17 protein-coding genes are annotated in these 24,011 nt (G+C 64.7%); 4 read left to right on the top strand and 13 right to left on the bottom strand.

Annotated features, from left to right (window positions below; all coding sequences use genetic code 11):
- Nucleotides 1-9: 9 nt before the first annotated feature.
- From KXR72_RS01105 to KXR72_RS01055, 11 genes are all read right to left on the bottom strand, one after another.
- The gene (locus KXR72_RS01105; RefSeq protein WP_437419295.1) at nt 10-2,472 is read right to left on the bottom strand and encodes an efflux RND transporter permease subunit; all 2,463 of its coding nucleotides are present in this window, start codon (nt 2,470-2,472) and stop codon (nt 10-12) included.
- 15 nt (nt 2,473-2,487) lie between these two features.
- On the bottom strand, nt 2,488-3,600 hold the full coding sequence (locus KXR72_RS01100) for a WD40/YVTN/BNR-like repeat-containing protein (RefSeq protein WP_437419294.1): 1,113 nt from the start codon (nt 3,598-3,600) through the stop codon (nt 2,488-2,490).
- Between the two features lie 43 nt (nt 3,601-3,643).
- Nucleotides 3,644-4,387, bottom strand: a complete 744-nt coding sequence (locus KXR72_RS01095) for an SDR family NAD(P)-dependent oxidoreductase (protein ID WP_437419293.1) — start codon at nt 4,385-4,387, stop codon at nt 3,644-3,646.
- 281 nt (nt 4,388-4,668) lie between these two features.
- Nucleotides 4,669-5,802 (bottom strand): FAD-dependent oxidoreductase, encoded by a 1,134-nt coding sequence (locus KXR72_RS01090; RefSeq protein ID WP_437419292.1) that lies wholly within the window; start codon nt 5,800-5,802, stop codon nt 4,669-4,671.
- A gap of 34 nt (nt 5,803-5,836) precedes the next feature.
- Nucleotides 5,837-7,000 (bottom strand): alpha/beta hydrolase family protein, encoded by a 1,164-nt coding sequence (locus tag KXR72_RS01085; protein WP_437419291.1) that lies wholly within the window; start codon nt 6,998-7,000, stop codon nt 5,837-5,839.
- 4 nt (nt 7,001-7,004) lie between these two features.
- Entirely contained in the window at nt 7,005-7,373 is a 369-nt protein-coding gene (locus KXR72_RS01080) for a Rieske (2Fe-2S) protein (protein WP_437419290.1), read from the bottom strand.
- 11 nt (nt 7,374-7,384) lie between these two features.
- On the bottom strand, nt 7,385-8,317 hold the full coding sequence (locus tag KXR72_RS01075; RefSeq protein WP_437419289.1) for a VOC family protein: 933 nt from the start codon (nt 8,315-8,317) through the stop codon (nt 7,385-7,387).
- Nucleotides 8,318-8,340: 23 nt separating this feature from the next.
- Nucleotides 8,341-10,206, bottom strand: coding sequence for a phytoene desaturase family protein (locus tag KXR72_RS01070; protein ID WP_437419288.1), 1,866 nt, complete (start codon nt 10,204-10,206; stop codon nt 8,341-8,343).
- A gap of 75 nt (nt 10,207-10,281) precedes the next feature.
- Entirely contained in the window at nt 10,282-11,652 is a 1,371-nt protein-coding gene (locus KXR72_RS01065; RefSeq protein ID WP_437419287.1) for a DUF1329 domain-containing protein, read from the bottom strand.
- A gap of 18 nt (nt 11,653-11,670) precedes the next feature.
- Nucleotides 11,671-13,347, bottom strand: coding sequence for a DUF1302 domain-containing protein (locus KXR72_RS01060; RefSeq protein WP_437419286.1), 1,677 nt, complete (start codon nt 13,345-13,347; stop codon nt 11,671-11,673).
- A 58-nt stretch (nt 13,348-13,405) separates the two neighbouring features.
- Entirely contained in the window at nt 13,406-14,425 is a 1,020-nt protein-coding gene (locus tag KXR72_RS01055; protein WP_437419285.1) for an SMP-30/gluconolactonase/LRE family protein, read from the bottom strand.
- Nucleotides 14,426-14,949: 524 nt separating this feature from the next.
- Here KXR72_RS01055 and KXR72_RS01050 point away from each other — a divergent pair.
- Nucleotides 14,950-15,843, top strand: coding sequence for a LysR family transcriptional regulator (locus KXR72_RS01050; protein ID WP_437419284.1), 894 nt, complete (start codon nt 14,950-14,952; stop codon nt 15,841-15,843).
- A 13-nt stretch (nt 15,844-15,856) separates the two neighbouring features.
- On the opposite strand, the gene KXR72_RS01045 is transcribed toward KXR72_RS01050, so the two are convergent.
- Nucleotides 15,857-16,537: a response regulator gene (locus KXR72_RS01045; protein WP_437419283.1), complete on the bottom strand. Its 681-nt coding sequence runs from the start codon at nt 16,535-16,537 to the stop codon at nt 15,857-15,859.
- Nucleotides 16,537-17,916, bottom strand: coding sequence for an ATP-binding protein (locus KXR72_RS01040; protein WP_437419282.1), 1,380 nt, complete (start codon nt 17,914-17,916; stop codon nt 16,537-16,539). The genes KXR72_RS01045 and KXR72_RS01040 overlap by 1 nt, the downstream gene beginning before the upstream one ends.
- A 152-nt stretch (nt 17,917-18,068) precedes the next feature.
- On the opposite strand from KXR72_RS01040, the gene KXR72_RS01035 reads away from it, so the two are divergent.
- Genes KXR72_RS01035 through KXR72_RS01025 form a run of 3 tightly spaced genes read left to right on the top strand, consistent with a single transcriptional unit; the run spans nt 18,069 to nt 23,747 of the window.
- On the top strand, nt 18,069-19,220 hold the full coding sequence (locus KXR72_RS01035) for an efflux RND transporter periplasmic adaptor subunit (protein ID WP_437419281.1): 1,152 nt from the start codon (nt 18,069-18,071) through the stop codon (nt 19,218-19,220).
- A 10-nt stretch (nt 19,221-19,230) separates the two neighbouring features.
- Nucleotides 19,231-22,356, top strand: coding sequence for an efflux RND transporter permease subunit (locus KXR72_RS01030; RefSeq protein WP_437419280.1), 3,126 nt, complete (start codon nt 19,231-19,233; stop codon nt 22,354-22,356).
- Nucleotides 22,353-23,747 (top strand): efflux transporter outer membrane subunit, encoded by a 1,395-nt coding sequence (locus KXR72_RS01025; RefSeq protein ID WP_437419279.1) that lies wholly within the window; start codon nt 22,353-22,355, stop codon nt 23,745-23,747. Before KXR72_RS01030 ends, KXR72_RS01025 begins: the two co-directional genes overlap by 4 nt.
- Nucleotides 23,748-24,011 lie beyond the last annotated feature (264 nt).

Genomic DNA, 24,011 nt, shown 5'->3' with positions numbered 1-24,011 from the left:
TCTCCGAGTTCAAGAGTTCAGATCGGTTGCCGGTGCCGCGACGCGGGCCTGGCGGGTCGCGGCCCGTTCGGTGCGACGTGACGCGGGGGTGTTCAGCGGCTGGGGCGCCGCCTGCTGGTGCGGCAGAAGGAAGTAGGCGAGAGCGGGCAGCAGGATCAGCGCCCCCAGCATGTTCCACAGGAACATGAAGGCCAGCAGGATGCCCATGTCCGCCTGGAACTTGATGTCCGAGAACACCCAGGTGGCGACGCCTGCGGCCAGGGTTAGGCCGGTCAGAACCACCACCTTGCCGGTAAAGGTGAGCGCGGCGTAGTAGGCCTGCGACAGGCTATCGCCCGCCCGCAACCGGGCCAGCGTGACCGAGAGGATGTACAGCGCGTAATCCACACCGATGCCGACGCCGAGCGCGATCACCGGCAGGGTCGCGACCTTAACCCCCATGCCGAGCGCAACCATCAGGGCTTCGGCCAGTACGGACGTCAGCATCAGCGGCAGGATGGCAACCACTACCGCGCGCCAGGACCGGAAGGTCACCAGGCAAAGCAATGCGACCGCGCCGTAGACCAGGAACAGCATCTGCCGCCAGGCCTGCTCGACCACCATGTTTGTCGCGGCGGCAATACCGGCGCTGCCACCGGCCAGCAGGAAGCGAATGTCGTCGGTGTTGTTGGCGGCCGCGAAGGCTTCCACCTGCTCGACCACACGGGTGAGGGTCTCGGCCTTGTGGTCGTGCAGGTAGACATACAGCGTCAGCAGGTCGCAGGCGTCGTTATAGAGGCCGCGCGGGGCACCCGCAGTGACGAAGTTGAGCATCGACTGGTTCTTGATCAGTTCGAACCACTTCGGATTGCCCTCGTTAAGCCCGACCAGTGCCTGGCGGTTGAGCAGCGAGAGCGAATTGGTGGTGTCCACGCCCGGCAACTGACGCAGCTGCCACTCGAGGGCATCGACGCGCCGGAGTGCCTCGTAGTTGGCGCAACTGCCGTTGCCCGCGGTCTCCACCATCACGGCGAGCACGTCGCTGCTGGCACCGAAGCGTTCATTCATGAAGGCGACGTCCCGGTTGTAGCGCGAGTCGTCGCGCAGCTCCGGCGCGCCCGGGTCTAGGTCGCCGATCTTCAGCTGCTGGCTGCCCGCCAGGCCGAGGCCGCCGAGCACAAGCCCACCGGCGATCGCCAACACGGCGCCGCGGCGACGGGTGAACAGGTCGAGAAAGGCCCAGAACGGATGGCGCGTGGTGACTTGCTCCGCCCGCAGGCTGCGCTCGGCGGCGCGGGCGCTGACACCGGTGAACGACAGCAGAATCGGCAGCAGGATCAGGTTGGTGAAGATCAGCACGGCCACGCCCAGGCTGGCGGCGATGGCCAGCTCCTGGATGACGCGGATGTCGATCACCAGCAATACCGCGAAACCCACCGCGTCGGCCAGCAGCGCCGTCAGCCCGGCAAGGAACAGCCGGCGGAAGGTGAAACGCGCCGCGATGTATTTGTGCGTGCCGCGGCCGATGTCCTGCATGATGCCGTTCATTTTCTGCGCGCCGTGGCTCATGCCGATGGCGAAGACCAGGAAGGGCACCAGCATCGAATAGGGGTCCAGGTCGTAGCCCAGCGCCGAGATCAGCCCGGTCTGCCAGACCACGGCGATCAGCGAGCTGCACACCACCAGCGCCGTACTGCGCACGCAGCGGGTGTACCAGAACACCATGGCGGTGACGATCGCCACGGCGACCGCGAAGAAGGTCAACACTTCACGCAGGCCATCGATGAGATCGCCGACGATCTTGGCGAAGCCGGTGATGTGCAGGCTGACGCCCTCCTGCTCAAAGCGGCTGCGAAGCTCTTCGAGGCTCGCGGACAGCTCGGCATAATCGATCGGACGCCCATCGGGCAGCTGGCTGAGCAGGGGCACGTAGATCACGCTGGCGCTGCTGTCGAGCGCGACCAGCTGGCCGACCTCGCCGGAGCGGTCGACGTTGGCGCGCAGCTGCTGCAGGCTGGCGGAGGATCCGTCGTAGCCCTGGGGAATGACCGGGCCGCCTTCCATGCCGTCTTCGGTCACGCCGGCCCAGCGGGTGCTTGGTGTCCACAGCGACTTCATCCCGGCGCGGTCGACGCCCGGCAACAGGAATACCTCATCGTTGAGCTTGCGCAGCGTCTCCATGTAGGCCGGGTCGTAGATCGAGCCGGACTCGCTTACCACGCCGATCCGTACGGCATTGCCCAAGCCTCGCAGCTCGTCCTGGTGCTCCAGGTAGTTGACGATATAGGGATGCCCCGCGGGGATGGTTTTCTCGAAGTTGGCGTTCAGCTGCAGCTCCGAAGCCTTCCAGCCGAGCACGAGCGTGACCAGCAGACACAGAACCACCACGACCAAACGATGATTGAACAGCAACCGCTCCAGCAGGTTGCCGGACGTGTCATCGAAATCCGCGCGACTGGAGAGAGTTGGGAAATTAGATGGCTGCGTATGCATGGCAGACGAAACTCCTCAGTGTTGGCTCGGCAGGTTCGGATAGACGATGCCCTGCAGGCTGCTGACCAGCAGGTCTCCCGAAGCCGTATGCGCGAGCCCGGTAGGCGGAGGAAGCGGGTTGCGGTTCAGTACGCGAAGCGGAGCCGCCATGCGCCCTTCGAGCAGTTGTCCCGCCTGATTGAGCAGCCATAAGCGGCCACTTTCGTCGAGCCGGCTGGCGACGACCGACGCCGCGCTGGGCAGCTCAATGGCGGCCCAGGTCTCGCCCCGATCGGTCGAGCGAAAGGCATTGCCGCGCAGGCCGGCCACCACGACGGCACCCGAGTCGCTGGCCGAAACCGTGAAGTAGCTGCCCTGGTAGGGTGTGCGCAGGCGGGTGAAGCGGGCGCCGTTGTCGTCCGAGCGATACACCCGCCCCTCCTCACCGACGATATAGAGGCTGTCGCCACCCGCGGCGATGGCGTACAGGTGGCGCGCGCCGGGGTTGTCCAGCTGGGCCGACAGCGAGGTCCAGGTCTGGCCGCCATCGGTGGTGCGCAGGATCAGGTTGAACGCCCCCACAACCAGCCCGTTGCGCTCATCGCTGAACAGCACGCCGAGAAAGGGCTTGTCCGGCCCCTCCTCCACCAGCCGCTCGGCGTTAGCCCGTGCGGCCTTACTTCCTTCGGCTGCATCCGGGAGGGCCTGCGCCTCTGCCAATACTCGCGCGGCCGCTTCCTCGCCGGTCAGCTGGACCTGCCATGTTTCGCCGGCATCGCGGCTGTGCAGCACCGTGCCGAAGTGGCCTACGGCCCAACCCACACGCGGCGTCGGGAACTGCACGGCGGTCAGTCCGATGCTGACCGGAACGGGTGCCTGGCGCCAGCTCGTACCGTTGTCGTCGGACAGCAGAATCAAGCCACGCTCACCGACCGCCACCAGACGGTCGCCAGCGCGCTCGATGGCCTGGATCACAGCCTTCGAAGGCGCTTCGACCACGGCGGCCGGCCTGCCCTCGGCATCGGCCACCGGCGCCGCCCAGGCGCAAGCCAGGGATTGGACGATCAACGTGCTGGCGGTCAGCGCGGCGCAAAACGCAGGGCGACAGCGAGCCAGGCGGCCGGAGCCACCACCCAGGAACTTGCTCATGGGATTACCTTTCTGGTTGTTCGAGGTGTACGCCGGGCCCGTCTTAGAAGACAGTGCCGCCGTCGGCGTTGAGTACCTGGCCGGTAATGAAGCCCGCTTCATCGGAGGTGATGAACGCCAGCAACCCGCACAGGTCGTCCGGCACGCCGTTGCGCTTGATCAGTTGTTGTTCACGCACAGCATCGAACAGCGCAGGCGGCAGGTTCTCTTCTGAGGAAGGTGTCCGGATGAGCCCCGGCGCGATGGCATTGACTGTGATGCCCTGTGGCCCGAGCTCTGCGGCAAGCGCGCGAACCAACCCGAGCCCAGCCATCTTCGTCGTGATGTAGCCGGTGAAGTTGGGCATGGGATTGCCCACGGTGCTGGAAGAGATTTGCACGATTCGCCCATACCCCCGGCTAGCCATATCAGGCGCGAAGGCTTGAGCCAGCAGTAGCGATGCCTCGACGTTTACCGCTTCGAAGCGGCGAAAGGTCTCGATGGTCAGCTCGGCAAAGGGAATCAGCGGCATGTAAGCAGCGTTGTTGACCAGGATGTCACAACGGCCAAAGCGGTCGAGCACATTGGAGGCGAAACGTTGCACTGCCTCTGAATCAGCCAGATCGAAGGCCTCCGCGTAGACCTGTCGTCCTAGGGCCTCCACCGCTGACATCGTCTCTGTAGGAAGGGAGCGGCCGGCAAGGGCCAAGTGGCATCCCGACTCTGCCAGGCGACGCGCGAAGTAACCACCCAGGGCGCCGGTGGCACCGGTAAGGACGGCAATACGGTCTTGATGACTTTTATGCACAACAAGGTTCCTCTTTTGTTTTTATTGTCTGGGGCGCTTAGCACGCCGCCCTGTTCTTGAAAATGACCATAGTCGCGTTAAAGCCATTCGAGAAATCGTTTGTTGAAATCCGTGGTATCCATGAAACGGATCGATCTGCGAGCAGCTGCGCCTCAAAAACAACGCTGCCCGCCCTTGGTTAAAAAAGGAGGCGGGCAGCGTTGTTGCGGTTGGCCATAAAACACGGCACGGAGAGCTATGGGAGGGTTCAGGGGCGCTTCGAGGCGCGATAGGTGCTAGCGCTATATGGGCGCGCGCAGCGCCTCCTGCGCGCCGATCATGATGCGGGCATGTTCCTCGAGCGAACCGCCCGTCTGTTCGAGTTCGCCCAGCCGGCCTGAGGCGCGCACTACCAAGCTAGCGCGGTCGTAATGGCGACCGGCGTACGCCAGCAAGGCGCCCTCCAGCGAATGTCGCCGCTTGAGCTCCTGCGCCAGGACGATGGCGCCCTCCACAGCGATGCCTGCGCCCGAAGCCAGATGCGGCGTGGTGGCATGCACCGTGTCGCCGAGCAACACAATCCTCCCCTTGTGCCATGGTCCCTTGATCATGTGCCCCGCAAGCGGACGGTAGAGCAGACGCGGGTTGTCCAGGGTGCCGTCGAGCAAACCCTGACGTATCTCGCCGATATGCCCACCGAATTCGGTCAGCAGCTCCGCCAGCATCTCGGGCCACTGTTCCGATGGGATGAAATCCATGCCTGGGCGCTTGTCGAGCACGAACAAATAGCATTGGTCGGCGCTGATGGGGTTCATGCCCGCTTTGGTCGTGCGCCCCATGTAGACCGCGGAGTGCTCGCGCTGACGCGGCACCACCGCACGCCATGAACCCTGGCCGGTGAATACAGGCCCCGAAAAGTCAGGCAATACCAGGCGGCGAACCGCGGAATTGATGCCGTCGGCTCCGATCACAAGGTCGTAGCGGCCGTGGCTGCCGTCCGTGAATGTGACGTCTACACCCTCCTCGTCCTGCTCCATGTCAGCGAAGCTGAGCCCGAGGCGGATACGTGCGCCGGCCCGTTCGGTGGCCTTTCCGAGGATTTTCGCCAGGCGGGGCCGCAGGATGCCAGCCGCCGCAGGCAGGTCTTCGGCCCCATCCGGGGGAGGCACCGAGACCGTGCGGGTCAGGTTGCCGTCGGCGTCGCAGATATCGATCGCCCGCCAATGCCCGCCTTCGCGCAGCACCTGCTCTACGACCCCGATCTGGCGCAACGCGCGCAGCGTTGGCCCGCTAATGGTGATACCAGCCCCATCGGGCGCCCAATTCGGATTGATTTCAACCAGGTCGACAGCGATGCCCTGCTTCCCCAGTTCGATGGCAACGCACATCCCGCCGATGCCCCCACCCACGACCAGCGCATTCTTAATCAAAGCCATGATCGGTCTCCTGCCTATCGCTCGGCCATGGAAGTCATTCGGTGGTACCGCCCAACCGCTCTGCCAGCCAGTCGGCGATCAGCGCACCCGCGTTATCGGGATTGTCGAGGGAACTGTGCTCCACCCCTCCCGTCCGGGCGGTAAAGACGATCAGCTTTTTATCGGGGCTGTTGACCAACTGCTCGTAGGTCTCATGGGCGTATTGCAGCGGTATCTGCCGGTCGTTCTCACCGTGGGTGACCAGGAAGGGCACGCGAATACGATCGAGCACGCCGTTCAGGTGCATGTGCTCGGCCTTGGCGAAGAAGTCATTCATGTCGCTGGCACCGAAGACCCACTGCACGTGCTTCCAGTAGTGCGGCACCGGGTTTTCACCCTCGCGTTTGAGGCGCGCCTGCTGCACCGCCCGCCAATCGTGGTTGGCGCCCCACACCGCGCCGCAGGCGAACCGCGGCTCGAAGGCCACCGCCCGCGGGCAGTAATAGCCACCCAGGGAGACGCCCAACGCACCGATGCGCTCGGGATCGACTTCGGGGTGCTGCTCAAGCCAATCGACCACCACCGATGCCCACACCTCGGTGTTGTGCACTGCCGGCATCCCATGCAGGCGCAGGGCCTCACCGGTGCCGGGCTGGTCGATGAACAGCGCCGACAGCCCGCGTTGCGGGAACTGCGTCCCCATCACGCTTTTCTGCAGCATCTCCTTGGTGCTGTCCAGGCCGTTCATGACCACCACGATTGGCGCCCTGGCACCGGCCGGCAGACCCTCGGCGCGCACGTAGAGACCGCTGATGCAGGCATCCCCGTAGGGAATTTCCATCCGCGTGCAGTTTGCCCGCGTCAGTACCCGGCTCTGCTGGAACAACTCGAGCGAGCGTTTGTACAAGGCCAGCCGGTGCTCGAAACCATGTGCCTGCATGCGTTCGGCGATGCAGTAGTAGAGCGCTGCGCGGCCGAGCTTGTCTCCGGCCGAACGCTTATGGCCACGCTCGAGGTCTTCCTCGGCCAGCGCAACCAGATTGTCGCCACCGCCCTTCCAGGCTTCGAAGAAGGCCTGCGTGCCCGGGTCGTCTCCAGCGAGCGCCGCCTCACGCAAGGGCGCGCACATGGCGTCGATTTCGCCCACGTTGCCCCCATGCGTGATCGCGATCATCGTCGAGAGGCTCCAGACATAATTGGTCGGGAAGTACTGAAACATAGGTTCACCTTCTTATTGTTGAGTCGGCGGACGGCAAGGGCTCGGTCAGCCAGACCCCACCCTGCTCGTCCACCCGAACGGGGACGGCGGTCAGGTGCTGCCCGACGCAGGGGCCAGCGAAACACCTGCCGTCGTGAAGCGCGAAGTGCGCCGAGTGTGCGAAACAGACGATGTGCTGGCCGTCGCCGGAGAGGAACTGGTCCTGCCGGTAGTCCAGTGGCCGGTGGTTGTGCGGGCAGTCGTTGAGCCAGACCTGCACTGCGTTCCCCTGGCGTACGGCGAAGACCCGGTCGTCGCGCCCCTGGCGCAGCAGGCCACGGGCGCCGCCGTCGGGGATGTCGTCAAGACGGCACAGCCATTTCTCGTCCGGCATCGGCCTGCTCCTTACTCACCTGGCGCCCATTTATCGACGGCGTCGAAAAGGAAGATCTGCGAGTTGTCCGCGCCGGGGTCCATCTCGCGGGCAACCCACTGCTCGTCGTGCAGATCCATGTCGGCGTCCATTTCCATCACGGCGCCGAACGGGCTGACGAAGTACCAGAAGAAGTTGCTGCCCATGATGTGGCGGCCCGGGCCCCAGAAACTGCGATAGCCCTTCTTGACGAAGTTCCAGCCCTGCTGCAGCACTTCGTTGGCCGAGCCCAGGTGAAAGGTGAAGTGGTTGCAACCGATCATGTGATCGTTCTGGCTCTCGATCATGAACAGGGTGTGGTGATCGAGAGTGCCAGCCGGACGCAGGAACGGGCCGAGGTTGTTGAAGCGGTCCGTGACGACGAAGCCGAGCCGGGTGTAGAAGGCTTCGGCCTTGGCTGCGTCCTCCACGAAATAGACGACGTGCGACAGCGAGCGCGGCTTGATGACCTCGTCGGGATTGGCCGCGCAATCGTTCGGAGCGCGGCCCGGCGCCTGGCCCGGCACGTTGAAGCCCAAGTAACGGGCCCTGATCTCTCTGCGCCTCGTGACCGTGAACGCGACAGCGAAGCCGGCATCGTCGATGCAGTGAACGGTGCCGTCGGCATCGACGGTGACGGGCCGCTCGCCTTCAAGGTGGTCACGAATGGCCGCGAGGGTTTCTTCGTCGGCGACCCCATGAATGGTTTCCCGCAGGCTGGGCGTGACGGCGCCCGGGGGCAGCGGCGGCAAGCCGGGGGCATCGCCACGCCGGACGATCAGGCCGGTGCCATCCAGGGCGACATAGGTCCCGCCCACGGCAGGGTCGTAGTCTTCGACGTCCAGGCCATAATCGATGAGGTACTGGTGCGCGCCGGCAAGGTCGTCGACGCCAAAAACGAGGTATTCGAGGCCCAGGATGTTCATGGCTCTTCCTTCTATAAGATCGGTCAGTCGGACTGCCGGGATTTACGGAACGGCAGGGTCGCGGCGAAGGCGATGTCCTTGATGCTCAGCATCTTCAGGCCCGCGCGCGTGGCAGCCGCGTCCAGGCGCGCCTCCATCGGCATGGTCCCGAAGCTCTTGCCCTTGATGACCAGCTCGTCGCCGACCCGCCGAATTGAATCGACGTGCATCAGCTCCTCGTTCGCCGGGCCGCGCAGCACCATGCCCTCGCGGGCGGCGCTGGCAGTGGCGACCGGCGGCGGCAGGTCCTCACGAACCCCACCCGAGACGGCGCCGAAGTCCATGCCAAGCTGCTCGAACATCTTGATGGCGGTGGCACGCCCGGCGCCGTAGACACCACCGCCCGGGTGCTGGAAGGGACCGGCGAGGAACAGCCGGTCGACGCCCGGCACGGTGAACTGCCCCAGATCGGGCGTCGGCCGGTGCCCTGCGCTCTGGTAGAAGTACGGGGCGACACCATGCAGGTCACCGCGGACCATGCTGTTGGGGCTGGAGCGCTCCAGGTCCACCGGGCTGACGATGCTGCGGGCAATGATGTTGTCGCTGGTCAGGTTGCTGATGAACTGGCGGTAGTGGGCCAGCGACAGGTCGCCGATTTCTTCCTTGAAATCGTCCCAGTGACGGTCCTTCCAGCGCGGGTCGGTGACCTTGTAGGGCGCAAAGGTGATGCCATGGAACATACCCGCACCGGCGGGCACGCGGGTTTTGTCGCCGATGCTTTCATCGCCACCGGCGCACAGGCGACGCTCGGTGATCAGGCCGCGCTTGAGGGCATCGAAGTCCGCAACCATTTCATCGAGCGAATCGGTGGCCATGAATTCCAGCATGGTGGCGTAGCCCACTTCCTCACCGGCGTGGTACTTGACGTTCTCCTTCAGGTCATAGTGGCTGACCATGATCGAGAACGGCGCCAGCGTGGCGCGCTCGGCACGCTGCAGAACCGGCTCGGCCACGCCGTCGACGAACTTGCGCACCACATGGGGGTGGATGGCACCGATCACCGCGTCGCGTGCCAGGATGGTTTCGCCATCGCTCAACTGCACGCCAGTTGCGCGACCGTCAGAGGTGAGGATCTTGGCCACCTCGGCGTTGCAGCGGACTTCCCCGCCATGCGACTCAATGCAGCGCACCAGCGCCTCGGTCAGCTTGCCGCTGCCACCGATTGGCTGCGACACCCCGTAGGTGTGGATGATGCCCGGCATCAACAGCACGCCCATGCCGGTGCCCAGCTCGTTAGGCGTCTGCAGGTTTTCGCTGACCAGGCGCAGTAGATGGATCTTGATGCGGTCACTCTCGTACAGCTGGTTGACCAGGTCGAGGCAATCGCGATTCATGTAGTCCAGCATCAGCCGGCCTTCTTCGCTGCGATCGAGCATGGCGACCAGCTCGCCCAGCGGGGGCGGCGGCGAATACAAGCCCGGCATGAACATCTGCAGCATCTGCTGGCTCAGCTTGACGAAGTTGCGGTAGGTCTCGGCGTCCTTCGGCGACACCTTGGCGAAGCATTCGCAGGTCTTGTCCAAGTCCTTGTAGGTGTAGAGCACCGACTGGTCGGGAAAGATGGTGGCGTGCGGGACCGGTGAGTAGTTGTATTTGAGCCCGTGCTGGCTGAGCAGGCCGAGTTCGTCCTGGCGCAGCATGGGGTTGCCCTGGATCATGATATGCACGCTGGAGTGCTCGTCGTGCCAGTAGCCGGGCGTGTTGAGCTGGCGCGTGGTCACGCCACCGCCCGGGTAGCTCTTACGCTCCAGCACCAGTACCTTCTTGCCGGCCTTGGCCAGGTAGGCCGCCGCGACCAGGCCGTTATGGCCGGCACCCATGGCAACGATGTCGTAGGGGGTCGTGCTCATCTGTTACTCCTTGGATCGAAAAAGAGCGGTCGATGGCTGTGCGAGACCGCTCTTCCTGCCGTCTGGATGCGGCGTTTAGCGGATGCCTTCGCCAGCCATCGCCTCTGGCGTGAATGTGGTATCGGAATAGGGTGGCATCACCTTGTACTGCTCTTTCGAGTCATTGAGCATCCCGTCGAAGTACCAGGCGCCCGAGAGCAGGTCATAGAAGCCGAAGCTCTGCGGCGATGCGGTGGCCGGAATGTCAGGCATCACGATGGGCGTGGAGAAGCCCATCTGCCAGAGCTGGCCATTGGCATCCCAGTGGTCGGCCAGGGTAGCGATCCAGGTGTCCTCGTCCACGTAATACCGGCGCTTCGGCGCCAGGTGCCGCTGGCCGGGCGCCAGGGTCGCCTCGACGACCCATACCCGGTGCAGTTCGAAGCGCATGTCATCGGGATTGATGTGGTGATCCAACAGGACTTGTTCGGATGGCCGCTGCAGCAGGCGGTTGGCGTTGTAGGGGATGTACATCTCCTTCTTGCCGATGATCTTCCAGTCGAAACGGTCCAGGCGCCCGTTGAACACGTCGGTCTGGTCGAACATGGAGATGCCCGCGCTGGCAGGGGTTGGCGTATCACAGCAGGCGTTGGGCAACTTGCGGACCCGGCGCTGGCCGGTCAGGTAGACCCAAGTCTGGCTCTTGTCCGGGTCGAGATTCTCGTGTCCCGTAATGGCCTCGCCTGCACGAATCGCCGGGCCGTAGTTGAGCATTCGGATCATCCAGAACACGCCGTCGTACTTGTTCTTGAGTTCTTCGAGCGATCCCTCCTTGAAGTAGTACGGCATCTGGAAATCCACCGACGACAGAACGCTTGGCACGTGGTCCCCGCTGGCCGTGGTCTGCACGCCCCTGACGTCCATATGCCAGGCGGAGCCGCGCCAGCGCAGCAGATGGTTCCACATCAGCTCTTCGCCGCTTTGCGGAATCGGGAAGGGAATGCCGCCGTAGGCACCCTCCAGCTTGCCGCCGTCAAGGTGGGCCGAGGTCGCATTACGGTACGTGTTCTCATATACCCACTGGGGTGCCGCAGCGGTCCGGTGGGTGGGGTAGACGTCTACCCGGAAGGTATCGGGGTACTTCTTGAGCATTGCCTTGAGCCCTTCCGACAGCTTGTCGGCATGCTCCTGCATGTTGCTCGCGTTGATGCTCAGGATCGGCTTTTCGTTGGCGAAGGGATCCGGGCGACGACCGCCGTTTTCGAAGCCGGCAAGCGGCTGGGTGTAACCGCCGTCCCAAGCGGGGATGGTGCCGGCCGCGTTACCAGCCTTTTCAGCACCGAAAGGCGTCAGTTCCGTGTTCAGTTTCGCCGCCTGCTCGGGGCTGACCGCGGCCATGGCCAGCGAGCCGAAGCCCAGCAGGGCGCCGAGAATGGCGGAGCGCAATGGCAGAAGGTTCGTTTTCATTGTTGTTCTCCCAGCGAATCAGAAGGTGCGACGCAGCGTGATCGCGACAAAATCGCGGTCGGCCAGGTTTTGCTTGTAGGAGCCGTGCCCGTTGGCGTCGATGGCGTTATCGACCGGGCCGAAGTAATGCGTGTAGCTCGCGCCGAAGCGCCATACATCCAGGTAAGTCGCGTTGAGGCCGACACTGAGGTCGCCAACATGCTCGCCCAGGAAGCCGCCTACTACCGACGAGTTACCGTCGATCCCGTAGCCCACGCCGATCGGCACCGAGAGGTCCACACCGGGGAAGACCTGCCGGTAGCTCGGTTCGTAGACCATGCGGATGTTGGTGGCGTCGCGCGTGGCGTTGGGGTTCATGGCCCCTGGGTTCTTGGTGATGCTGGTGCGACGGTTCCAGGCGATTTCACCGAGGAACGACGCTTCCCTGGAAATAAAGCTCGGGCCGAGGCTGGCCATCCAGTTGATCTGCGCATGCAGTGAGTTCCCCACGGCGTACAGCGGGTTGCTGTCTCCGTCACCGGTGCCGGTCAGGTCCGTCTGGGCGTCGCTGGCGAGCGGCGTGTTGCGGCGGACGGAAACCTCGCCGGCGATGTTGACGATGCCAAAGGTGCGCGATGCGCTGATGCCGTAGGTGAAGATGTCTTCGGGATAGACCCAGCGGTAGCGCCCTGCCCTGAACCCGCTGTCGGTCGGGCCGGCATCCACGCCCGGCAACAGATAGATTTGCGCCGTCTTGTCGTGATAGCGCGCGGCATACAGACCGTAGTCGGTCTCGCCGCTGCGAAAGCGCAGCTTCAGGCCGGCCTGCCCGGAGTCCTTGGCCTCGAGATCGCTGGCGCGTTGGAAATAGGCACTGCCGTCGCTGGCGAGCAGCATCCGCTCTGCCCCGTCGGCCATGAAATCGACGCCGGAGAAATAGCTGCCAGAGCCTGGCAACCGGGTCTCCTCCCATTCGAGCTGATAGTAGGCACCCACGGCCAGGTCCGGCGTGATCTGCAGTTGCGCCGAGAGCTGGTTGACCGGGCGCATCAGTTCCTTGAACTGAGTATTGGGCACTGACTGCGCCTTGACTACATCGATCGGCGCCTGCGCATTGGCGATGCCGTTGGCGCCGAGGAACAGGCTTTCACCCCAGAGGATGGTGTGCTGGCCGAGCCGTGCGGTCAGCGGCATGGAGCCCAGGTCGAAACGACCAAAGACGAAAGCATCCAGCAGTTCCACGTCGCCGCCGTGCAGGTCGCGCGCCCCGGCGGTGAACTCGTTGTGATCCACCGACAGCGGGTTGGCGGTGGCCGGTGAATCGTTGTCGTTCTTGCCGTGATACTCGCTGTCGTACCAACCCGCGGCGCTCATGCGAAAACCGTAACGGCGCTTGTAGAGCAGATCGAACTCGGTCAGCACGTCGAGGCGGTTCGAGATCAGCCCCTTGTCGAAGTTGCGATTGCCATCGTCGGTGTTCGGCCAGTTCGGCTGGGGCTCGGTGATCAGCCTGGAATCCTGATCCTCGACACGGAAGGCCGCCGAATACTTGAAGGTAGTATCCCAGAGCACACGGAGGTCCGGATTACCCGTGTCGATCACGAAGGCCTGGCTGGCCGGGCTGCCAATGGCGGCCGCGATGGCCACTGCAAGGGCCTGATGGCGAATGCGCGGCGTTTTCCGGACGAGCGCTTCCATCTGCTTGTTCAACTTCATCGTCGTGTCCTTATTGTTGTTGTGGACAATGCCGGCGGTGTTCCCCGCCTGCGGTTTGCTAACGCCAGTGGATCAGCGGCTGGCCTGCCACCGGCGCTCGGAACCAGGGAATGCGCGAGCCTTGGAGGCTGCCGAGGTAAACGGTTTTCAGATCTGGCCCGCCAAAGGTCAGGCTGGCCATCCAGGGCGCGAGGGTTCCGCGTGCTGCTGCCATGATCTCGGGCGTGAGGGTCTTGTCCGCGTAGTGCTGGTTGAGGCGTGCCGTGGCTTCGGGGTTGCCGTCGTCAAGCAGAGTCAGCACGTCGCCTTCGGGCGTAATGGCGATCAGCTTGTCGCTCATGACCAGAGTCACCCAGAGGTTGCCGAAGCTGTCGAAGGCGAAGCCGTCGGGGAATCCCTCCAACTGGCTCGGCCCGTAGACCTCACGGTCGGTCAGGGAACCGTCGGCGTTCAGGCGCAGGCGTGAAATGCGTCTGGCATTGCTCTCGACGACATACAACCACTCCTCGTTGTCGTCGAAACGGATCTCGTTGGTCCCGCCGAACCCTTCGGCCACGATACGAAGGCCTCGCTCATCGATGACGCCGATATAGCCGTCGAGCACGCCGGAATTGATCGAGTCAGTCCATGGTTGCATCGTCGTGGTGACGGTGAACCAGATGCGGCCCTTGGAATCGAGCAAAGGGAAATTGGTCTTGCCGAGCGGCCGACCGTCCAGGTTGTCATGCAGGACATGAACGACGCCCTGCCGATCGAGGCGCTCGATGCGATCAAGCCCCCAGTTGCAGATGATGAAATCACCTTCGGCGGTCAGGGCCAGCCCGTTGGGCAGTGATGCGCCCTGAGACTGCACATAGCGCTGCTCGAACGACACCTCGTCGCCGGCCGCCTGCTGTGGCGCCAGCAGGTGCTGGCTGCCGTCGGTATCGATGCGCATCACGCCACCGCGGGCATCGGCCGCCCAGAGGGTGCCGTCAGGCTGGGCGATGATGCATTCGGGGCGTTGCAGGTCGTGCCCGATGAATTGAATGTCTGCTCGATCTACCTGCCAGTCACGCAACGGGTTGTGCTTGGTCATGAGTTTTCCTTCTGGTTCCGCTGTGATGAAAGGCCACCGAACGGCCGCACGGCTGCAAGAACCGCATAGGCGGCTCCAAAACCGGATTGGCGGAGGTGCCGAGACGCGCAGCGTCGCGGCGGAGGCGGCGGCTTTGACGGTTAAAGCGGGCTATGCGGCCCGCAGCGGCGAGCGCCTCGTAACGCATCCAAATCAGAAGGAAAACGATCAACCGGGATTCGGCGAGCAGGATAGACAGCCAGTAGCGGGCGCAGGCGGTCGGATGAAGCACATGGATAACGCATGGTCGTCTCCAGTTCTCTTGTTGTTGTCTATACACGCAAATCGCATCCGACCTACCGCAACCGGATCGGAATGGCCTTGACGTTACGCAAAGGCGAAGCATTCGAGAAATTTTTGTTTGACATACAACCCATAACTGCGGTGGATTGCTCGCCCAAGCGATGCTCACGATCACAACAACAGCCTCGGGCGGTTTCGCCGCGGGTAAGGGGAGCCAAGCAATGCGGTTTCATGGACTGGATTTGAATCTGCTGGTCGTCCTCGACGTCCTGCTTTCTGAACAGAACATCACGCGCGCTGGCGAGCGCCTGCACTTGAGCCAGCCGGCCACTAGTGCCGCGCTTGCCCGGCTACGGGAATACTTTCAGGACGACTTGCTGGTACAGGTGGGCCGCAAGATGGTCCGCACACCAATCGGCGAAGGGCTGACCTTGCCGATCCGTGAACTGCTGATCCAGATGCGCGCCACACTGGAGAACCGCGCGCTGTTTAAGCCGGCGGAATCGAGCAGGAAGTTCAGCCTGATCGTGTCCGACTACGTTGGAACAGTGCTGATGCCCGAAGTGAGCCGCCGCATCAACGAAATGGCGCCGCTGTGCTCGATCGAGATGTTCCCCCCCCACAACGCACCGGGCGAACAGATCGAGCGCGGGGAAATCGACCTGCTGCTTCTGCCTGATTTGCAGATCACCAGTGACCACCCGTCGCAGGCAATCTTCCAGGACGAGTTCGTTTGCGTGATGTGCAAAAACAACCCCCTGACCGAGCAGACCCTGGACTTCGACCGCTACAAGCAGATGAAGCATGTGCTGGTGCGCTGGGGTGAGCGGCGCGTGCCGACGGTCGATGAATGGTTCCTGCAGAAGTTCGATATCGAGCGGCATTTCGATGTCATCACCAATACCTTTAACAGCGTGCCGTCCTATCTGATCGATACCGGGCGGCTGGCAACCATGCACCGGCGACTGGCGGAACGTTGGGTAGCCTACCTGCCGCTCAAAATCCTTCCGCTGCCGTGGACGGCGCCTCGCCTGACCATCGCGATGCAGTGGAACAAGTATCAGCAGCACGATGCAGGGCTGACGTGGCTCCGGGGCCTGATCAGCGATGCCGCGGCCTCGATCGCCGGTTCCTAGAGCGGAACCTCCATCAGACCTCCAGCTTGTAGCCGACCCCGTAGATCGAGTGGATCAGTTCGCGCTCGGGGCTGGCCTGCTCCAGCTTGCGGCGCAGGTTCTTGACGTGGCTGTCGACGGTGCGATCGGTCACGATGCGGTGATCGTCGTACAGCCGGTCCATCAACTGGTCGCGCGAAAAGACGCGTCCCGGTGACCCGGCCAGGCAGGCGAGCAGCCGAAACTCCACCGGCGTAAGGCCAAGGTCGGTGCCGTTGAAAGTGGCGCGATAGGCAGCGGCGTCCAGCAGCAGCCCCGGCTCGGCGGGCGGTGTTCGCCGCCGCAGGATGGCCCGCGCCCGAGCCACCACCTCGCGCGGGCTGAATGGCTTGCAGACATAATCATCGGCGCCAAGGTCGAGTCCGAGCAGGCGGTCGATTTCCTCGACGCGCGCGGTGATGAGCATGATCGGCACATCCGAAAAGCGGCGCAGGGCCCGGCAGATGTCCAGTCCGTCGCGGCCGGGCAACATGATGTCGAGCAGGATCAGATCCGGCATCTTCGCCCGCACGGCGGGTTCCACGGCCAACCCGTCGTCGAGGCAGGTCACCCGGTGGCCGGCGGCTTGCAGGTAATCGCGTAGCAGGGCCGCAAGCTTGGGCTCGTCTTCGACGACCAGGACATCGGCCGCCTGTACCGCTTCATTGCCGCGCATCAGCCGTTCTCCGCAGGAAGTATGAGTTGCAGCCAGAGCCCGCCGAGCGGCGAATGACGGGCTTCGAGCGTCCCGCCATGGGCTTCAACGATGCTGCGACAAATGGCCAGGCCCAGGCCCGAACCGCCGGTGGCGCGGCGGCGCGAGGCCTCGCCCCGGTAGAAGCGTTCGACCAGGCGTGGCAGGTCGGTGTCCGGCACGCCCGGTGTCGAATCCATCCAGTCCACCACGACCTGCGCACCGCGCCGGGTGACCGCTACCTGCAGACGCCCGCCGGCATCGGTGTAGCGCAGGCTGTTTTCCAGCAGGTTGCCGAACAGCTGCTGCAAACGCCCTGCGTCGGCCAGCAGCGGCGCCTCGTCTGCCGGCAGACGCAGGTCGAGCGTCAGGTCGCGCTCCTGGCAGCGTTTGGCGGCGCCGGCCAGCGACAGCTCGAGCAGTTCGACCAGATCGACCCGGCTCTTGCGATAGGTCAGCGCCCCGACGTCGGCCAGCGACAGCTCGGACAGGTCGGCGACCAGCTTGCTCAGCAGTGCGACCTCCTGCTGCAGGGAGCGCAGGGACGCCGCATCGAGGGTGCGCACGCCGTCTTCCAGGGCCTCCAGTTCGCCGCGAAGCACCGCCAGGGGCGTGCGCAGCTCATGGGAAATATCGGCCATGAACTCGCGGCGCATCTGCTCATTACGCTCGAGCGCAAAGGCGAGCTGGTTGAAATCGCGGGCGAGCTGGCCCACCTCATCATCGGTCTGCACCCTCACCCGCTCGCTGTAGTCGCCTGCCGCCAGCCGGTGCGTCGCCGCCGCGACGCGCTGTACCGGGGCGACCAGCCGTCGCGACGCCCACCGGGCGATGAGCGCGGCCAGCAACGACACCAGTACGCCGACCGCCAGGCTGGACAACAGCTGGCGCTTGATCAGCAGCGCACCACCGGCTTCGGTCACGTTCTGGAACGGCGCCATGGCCAGCCAGCCGACGGTTTGCCCCTCCACTTCGATCGGCCAGCGAGGCGCGTCGCGACCCAGCTCGACAAAGCGCACCACGGGCTCTCCGGCCGCGTCCAGCAAGGCAATCCGCAGGCCGGCGCCGGTCAGGTCGGACACCGGCATCTCCCAGTCAGGCGCCTCGCTGCCTCCGGGCGGGCGGGTGAGTTCGAACCATTCGGAGTGGGCACCGCGCAACGGCGCCCAGGTGCCCTGTTGGCGGTAGTAGGCGCGCAGCTGTGGCAGCATCGCCTGGACACGCTCCTCGGTCAGGCCGTTGATATAGCCGAGAAAGCCGCGCGCGAAGCTCCAGCCGTCCGCCGCGCCCATCGCCAGGATGCCGAGCAGCGCGGTGCCGAGCACAGCAAGGAAGAGTTTGCGGGACAGGCTCAGCTTCATGGCGATCACACGTTTGATAGGTCGCGCTATTAAGACCGGCCCGGGCCGTCGGTTCAATGCGGCTAGGGCAATCTCCAAATTCTCTGCACATTTGCCGCGCAGCATCGCTTGCATGAATGAACGACCGGGATCGTCCCGGTGGGAGTACAGACATGCATACAGTTAAGCGCAGCGTCCTCGGCTGCATGATGGCGGTCGCGCTCAGCGGTTGCTCGCAGCCGGCGGAGCCACCACAGAACGTCGTTCCCGAAGTCGGGGTCATCACCGTCCAGCCGCACGCCCAGCGGCTGACCAGCGAATTGCCGGGCCGCACCAAGGCCTGGCTGACCGCCGAGATTCGGCCGCAGGTCGGCGGCATCATCAAGGAGCGCCTGTTCACCGAAGGCGCACAGGTCAAGGCCGGCGAAGTCCTCTACCGGATAGACCCGGCGCCATACGAGGCGGTTTATCAGCAGATGCAGGCCAGCACTGCACAGGCCAAGTCCACTCTCGACTCGGCGCGGCTGAAAGCCAAGCGGTATCAGGGGCTGGTCAAGATCGACGCCATCAGCCAGCAGGACAACGAAGATGCCCAGGCCAGCCTGCAGAGCGCCGAGGCAGCCTACGCCGCTGCCAAGGCCGCCGAGCAGAGCGCCCGGATCGATCTTGCCTACACCACGCTGACCGCGCCGATTTCCGGGCGCGTCGAAACCTCCAGCGTCACACCCGGTGCCCTGGTGACCGCCAGCCAGGAAACGGCGCTGACCACCGTCCAGCAGCTCGACCCGCTGTATGTCGACGTCACCCAGTCCAGCGCCGAAGTGCTGCGCCTGAAGCGTGAACTGGCCGAAGGCCGGCTGCGCAAGGCCGGTGACGACGAGGCAAGTATCCGCCTGCGCCTGGAAGACGGCAGCGAGTACGCGCACGCCGGGCGCCTGCAATTCAGCGGCGCCAGCGTTTCGCAGAGCACCGGCAGCGTGACCTTGCGCGCCGTGGTGCCGAACCCCGACGGGCTGTTGCTGCCGGGCATGTATGTACGCGCCGTGCTCGAAGAGGCGGTCGACGAACAGGCGATCCTGATACCGCAACGCGCGGTGACACGCAGCACCACGGGCGCGACCTACGTGCTGCTGGTCGAGGACGGCAAACTCGTCCAGCGCCAGGTCACCCTCGGCCGGCAGGTCGAGAACCAGTGGTGGGTTACCGCCGGGTTGTCCGGTGGCGAGCAGCTGGTGATCGAAGGCGGGCAAAAGGTGCGTCCCGGCGACACGGTCAGCGCCCAGCCAATGAGCGCCGCGGCCACCGTCGCCGCTGCCACGCACTGAGGAGACGCCCATGGCACGCTTTTTCATCGACCGACCGATCTTCGCCTGGGTCCTCTCGATCGTCGTGATGCTCGGCGGCGCGCTGTCCATCAGCCGCCTGCCGCTCGAGCAATACCCCGACATCGCACCCCCGACGGTGAACATCTCCGCCACCTATACCGGCGCATCGGCCAAGACCATCGAGGATTCGGTGACCCAGGTCATCGAGCAGCAGATGAAGGGCCTCGATGGCCTGATGTATATGTCCGCGACCAGCAGCTCGTCGGGCAGTGCGAAGATCAGCCTGACCTTTGAGGCCGGCACCGATCCGGACGTTGCGCAGATGCAAGTGCAGAACAAGCTGCAGCAGGCCGAGTCGCGCCTGCCGCAGGCGGTGCAGAACCAGGGCATTACGGTGACCAAGGGCGGCGGCGACTTCCTGATGATCGTCGCCTTCCGCTCGAAGGATCCGGCGATCACCCACACCGACATCGGCGACTTCATCGACAGCCAGCTCCTCGACCAGATCGCCCGCGTCGATGGCGTGGGCGAAGTGCAGACGCTCGGCTCGGCCTACGCCATGCGCATCTGGCTGGACCCTGCCAAGCTCGAGCAATACGCCCTGATGCCGTCGGACGTCACCGCGGCACTGGAGTCGCAGAACACCGAAGTCTCGGCCGGCCAGCTCGGCGCCCTGCCCGCCAAGCCGGGCCAGCAGCTGAACGCCACCATCAGCGCCCGGAGCAAGCTGCAGACGGTCGAGCAATTCCGTGACCTGGTGGTCAAGAGCTCGAACGACGGCTCGCTGGTGCTGCTTTCCGACGTGGCGCGAGTGGAGCTCGGTAGCGAAAGCTATGATGTCGTCGCCTCGCTCGACGGCCAGCCGTCGGCGGCGATGGGGATCAAGCTGGCGACCGGGGCCAATGCCCTGGATGTTGCCGAAGCGGTGAAAACCCGACTCGCCGAACTCTCCCCGAACTTCCCCGCCGAGTTGCAGCTGGAGATGGCGATCCCCTACGACACCACGCCCTTCGTCAGCCTGTCGATCGAGGAGGTGGTCAAGGCGCTGTTCGAAGCCATCGCCCTGGTCGTGCTGATCATGTACCTGTTCCTGCAGAACTGGCGCGCCACGCTGATTCCCGCCATCACCGTTCCGGTCGTGCTGCTCGGCACCTTTGGCGTGCTCGCCACGTTCGGCTATTCGATCAACACGCTCAGCATGTTCGCCATGGTGCTCGCCATCGGCCTGTTGGTGGATGACGCCATCGTCGTGGTAGAAAACGTCGAGCGGGTGATGAGCGAGGAAGGCCTGCCGCCGCGCGAGGCGACACGCAAATCGATGGGCGAGCTCGGTGGCGCGCTGGTCGGCATCGCCCTGGTGCTCTCCGCCGTATTCGTACCGATGGCCTTCTTCAGCGGTTCCACCGGCGCCATCTACCGGCAGTTCTCGGTGACCATCGTCAGCGCCATGGTGCTTTCGGTACTGGTCGCCATGACCCTCAGCCCGGCGCTCTGCGCCACTCTCCTGCGCCCCGGCGCTCATGGCGAGCGGCGCGGCTTCTTCGGCTGGTTCAATCGCTCCTTCAATCGCAACAGCGAGCGCTACGGACGTGGCGTGTCGCGGGTGTTGCGTGGCGGTTCGCGCATGCTGCTGGTCTATGCGCTGGTCATCGTCGCCATGGCGGTCGGCTACTTGCGTCTGCCCGGCGCGTTTCTGCCGGACGAGGATCAGGGCATGTTGATGGCCATGATCCAGCTGCCGGTGGGCGCCACCGACGAGCGGACCCAGGCCGCCACGTCCGAATTCATCGACTACCTGCTTGCCCAGCCAGAGGTCGACTCGCTCATCACTGTGACCGGCCTCGGCATGGGCGGCAATGCGCAAAATTCCGGCCGCGCCTTCATCAAGCTCAAGGACTGGAGCCTGCGCGAAGGTGCTGAGCACACCGCTGCCGCCCTCGCTCGCCGCGCCACAGGCGAACTCTCTGGCCTTCGCGACGCCAGCATCTTCGTCATGCAGCCGCCGGCGATCCGCGGGCTCGGCGAAAGCTCGGGCTTCGACTTGCAGCTCAAGGACGTCGGTGGCATCGGCCATGAAGCGCTGGTTGCGGCGCGGGACCAGTTCCTGGCCCTCGCCGCCAAGAGCAACAAGCTGGTCGGCGTGCGCAGCAACGGGCTGGACGATACCCCCGAGTTCCACCTGAACATTGACGACCGCAAGACCGGCGCCTTTGGCCTGTCGACGAGCGACATCAACGACACCTTGTCCACCGCCATGGGCAGCAGCTACGTCAATGACTTCGTGCACAACGGCCGGGTAAAGAAGGTCTACGTCCAGGGCGAAGCGGATGCGCGGATGCGCACCGATGACATCAAGCGCTGGTACGTGCGCAACGATGCAGGCGAGATGGTGCCCTTCAGCAGCTTTGCCAGTGCCGACTGGGCCTACGGCTCGCCACTGCTCGAGCGTTACAACGGCAACTCGTCCGTCGCACTGGTGGGCGATCCGGCTGCCGGGGTGAGTTCCGGCGAGGCCATGGCCGAGGTCGAATCGCTGATCGCGCAACTGCCGGCCGGCGTCGGCTACGAGTGGTCGGGCCAGTCGTACCAGGAGCGGTTGTCCGGCTCGCAGGCACCGATGCTCTACGCCATCTCGATTCTCTTCGTGTTCCTCTGCTTGGCGGCACTCTACGAGAGCTGGTCGATTCCGTTCGCGGTCATGCTGGTTGTCCCCCTGGGCATCGTCGGGGCGGTCTATGCCACCAGCCTGACCGGACTGAGCAACGACGTGTACTTTCAGGTCGGGCTGCTTACCACGGTCGGCCTGGCGGCGAAGAACGCGATCCTTATCGTCGAGTTCGCCAAGCAGCTCCACGAGCAGGGCCAGGACCTGCTCCAGGCGACGCTGGAGGCCTGCCGCCAGCGCCTGCGTCCGATCCTCATGACCTCGCTGGCCTTTATGTTCGGCGTGCTGCCGCTGGCCCTGGCCACCGGCGCCGGAGCGGGAGGCCGCCAGGCCATCGGCACCGGCGTGCTGGGCGGCATGCTCAGCGCCACCGTGCTCGGCCTGTTCTTCGTTCCGCTGTTCTTCGTACTGGTGCGCCGCCTGGGCACCCGCCGCGAGCCCGCCCCGATGGGCACAGGAGTTCAAGCATGATCCGCTCTGCCCGTTTCACCCCATTGTTTCTCGCCATTGCGCTGACCGGTTGCGTCAACCTGGCCCCCGATTACCAGCGTCCAGAAGCACCCATTCCTGACCAGTGGCACCGGGAGGTCGTCGCGCCGACCGCCCCGGCCGAGGCGCTGGTGTCGCTCGATCAGTTCATTCTCGAACCCCGGCTGCGCCAGGTCGTGCAGCTCGCCCTGGCCAACAACCGCGACCTGCGCGTCGCCGCGCTCAACGTCGAGACCGCACGGGCGCAGTACCGCATCCAGCGGGCCGACCAGTTCCCGGCGGTGGACGGCGACGCCAGTGGCAGCCACAGCCGCACGCCCAATGCGGGCACGACGGCCATCGAGCACCAGTACAGCGTCGGACCGAGCCTGAGCTTCGAGCTAGACCTCTTTGGGCGCTTGCAGAACCTCAGCGACGCCGCGCTGGAGGCGTATCTGGCGCTCGACGAAACACGGCGCAGCACGCAGATCAGCCTGGTCGCCGAGGTGGCGACGGCTTGGCTCACCCTGGCCGCAGACCGCCAACTGCTGACCTTGGCCGAGGATACCTGGCAGAGCCAGCAGGCCAGCTACGATCTGCTGCAACGCAGCCATGCGCTGGGCAACACGTCGGGCCTTGCGCTCGCACAGGCCCAGACCACCGTCGAGTCGGCCCGGGTCGACGTGGCCGCCTACCAGAGCCAAGTACAGCAGGACCTCAACGCCCTGACGCTGCTCGTCGGCGCGCCGTTGGACGAAGCGCTGCTGCCGCAGGGCCTTGAAGCGCGCGCGACCGAACTCGTCGACCTGCCGGCCGGGCTGCCGTCGACCGTGCTGCAGCAGCGCCCCGACGTGCTCGCCGCCGAACATTCGCTTAAAGCAGCCAACGCCGACATCGGCGCGGCGCGGGCGGCGTTCTTTCCCAGCATCAGCCTGACCGGCACGGCGGGGACCACCAGTTCCGAGCTGGCCGGGCTGTTCAAGGCTGGCAGCGGTGCCTGGAGCTTCGCGCCCAGCATCACCGTGCCGATCTTCAATGCCGGCGCCAACCGTGCCTCGCTCGAAGCGGCCCGCAGCGAACGCGAGGCCCAGCTCGCCACTTACGAAAAGACCCTCCAGACCGCCTTCAGTGAAGTCGCCGACGCCCTGGCCGTGCGGGGCACCTTGCAGGAACGCCTGGCCGCGCAGCAGGCGCTGACCGACGCCACCGAGCGCAGCTACCAGTTGGCCGACGCCCTTTACCGCAACGGGGCGAGCAGCTACCTCGACGCACTGGATGCACAGCGGACGCTGTACGCCGCGCGGCAAACGCTGATCGCGCTGCGGCTCACCGAGCAGAGCAACCGGATCGACCTGTTCAAGGCCTTGGGTGGAGGGAGTAGTGAGGATACCTAAGCCAAATAAGCGCGAGCCGCTTCATTTGCCCAGCAGGCTTTCAGTGATGCCCATCGTCTCGGCTACATGGCGAAGCGGGGGGCCGGCAAGCATCTAATCTACCGCCTTGAAAACGTCATTCGTTCTGGCTCATGAAACACTCCTTGCGGCGGACATCATCCACCTTAAGCCAGAATCCACTCAGCCCCGAACAGACCAGACACCTCCGGTTGTTTTTGTGGGGTGAAGAGCATGACGCGGAAACCAGGCAAGGTAGTGCGCAGA

It is taken from the genome of Stutzerimonas chloritidismutans, from assembly GCF_051486945.1.
Classification (GTDB): Bacteria; Pseudomonadota; Gammaproteobacteria; order Pseudomonadales; family Pseudomonadaceae; genus Stutzerimonas; species Stutzerimonas chloritidismutans_B.
This window is presented reverse-complemented; position numbering and strand designations above follow the sequence as displayed.

Coding starts and splice junctions, on each gene's coding strand:
- KXR72_RS01040 (WP_437419282.1), bottom strand. CDS start 17,916: ATGAAGCTGAGCCTGTCCCGCAAACTCTTCCTTGCTGTGCTCGGCACC.
- KXR72_RS01065 (WP_437419287.1), bottom strand. CDS start 11,652: ATGAAAACGAACCTTCTGCCATTGCGCTCCGCCATTCTCGGCGCCCTG.
- KXR72_RS01045 (WP_437419283.1), bottom strand. CDS start 16,537: ATGCGCGGCAATGAAGCGGTACAGGCGGCCGATGTCCTGGTCGTCGAA.
- KXR72_RS01035 (WP_437419281.1), top strand. CDS start 18,069: ATGCATACAGTTAAGCGCAGCGTCCTCGGCTGCATGATGGCGGTCGCG.
- KXR72_RS01070 (WP_437419288.1), bottom strand. CDS start 10,206: ATGAGCACGACCCCCTACGACATCGTTGCCATGGGTGCCGGCCATAAC.
- KXR72_RS01100 (WP_437419294.1), bottom strand. CDS start 3,600: ATGAGCAAGTTCCTGGGTGGTGGCTCCGGCCGCCTGGCTCGCTGTCGC.
- KXR72_RS01090 (WP_437419292.1), bottom strand. CDS start 5,802: ATGGCTTTGATTAAGAATGCGCTGGTCGTGGGTGGGGGCATCGGCGGG.
- KXR72_RS01060 (WP_437419286.1), bottom strand. CDS start 13,347: ATGAAGTTGAACAAGCAGATGGAAGCGCTCGTCCGGAAAACGCCGCGC.
- KXR72_RS01030 (WP_437419280.1), top strand. CDS start 19,231: ATGGCACGCTTTTTCATCGACCGACCGATCTTCGCCTGGGTCCTCTCG.
- KXR72_RS01025 (WP_437419279.1), top strand. CDS start 22,353: ATGATCCGCTCTGCCCGTTTCACCCCATTGTTTCTCGCCATTGCGCTG.
- KXR72_RS01075 (WP_437419289.1), bottom strand. CDS start 8,317: ATGAACATCCTGGGCCTCGAATACCTCGTTTTTGGCGTCGACGACCTT.
- KXR72_RS01105 (WP_437419295.1), bottom strand. CDS start 2,472: ATGCATACGCAGCCATCTAATTTCCCAACTCTCTCCAGTCGCGCGGAT.
- KXR72_RS01055 (WP_437419285.1), bottom strand. CDS start 14,425: ATGACCAAGCACAACCCGTTGCGTGACTGGCAGGTAGATCGAGCAGAC.
- KXR72_RS01080 (WP_437419290.1), bottom strand. CDS start 7,373: ATGCCGGACGAGAAATGGCTGTGCCGTCTTGACGACATCCCCGACGGC.
- KXR72_RS01085 (WP_437419291.1), bottom strand. CDS start 7,000: ATGTTTCAGTACTTCCCGACCAATTATGTCTGGAGCCTCTCGACGATG.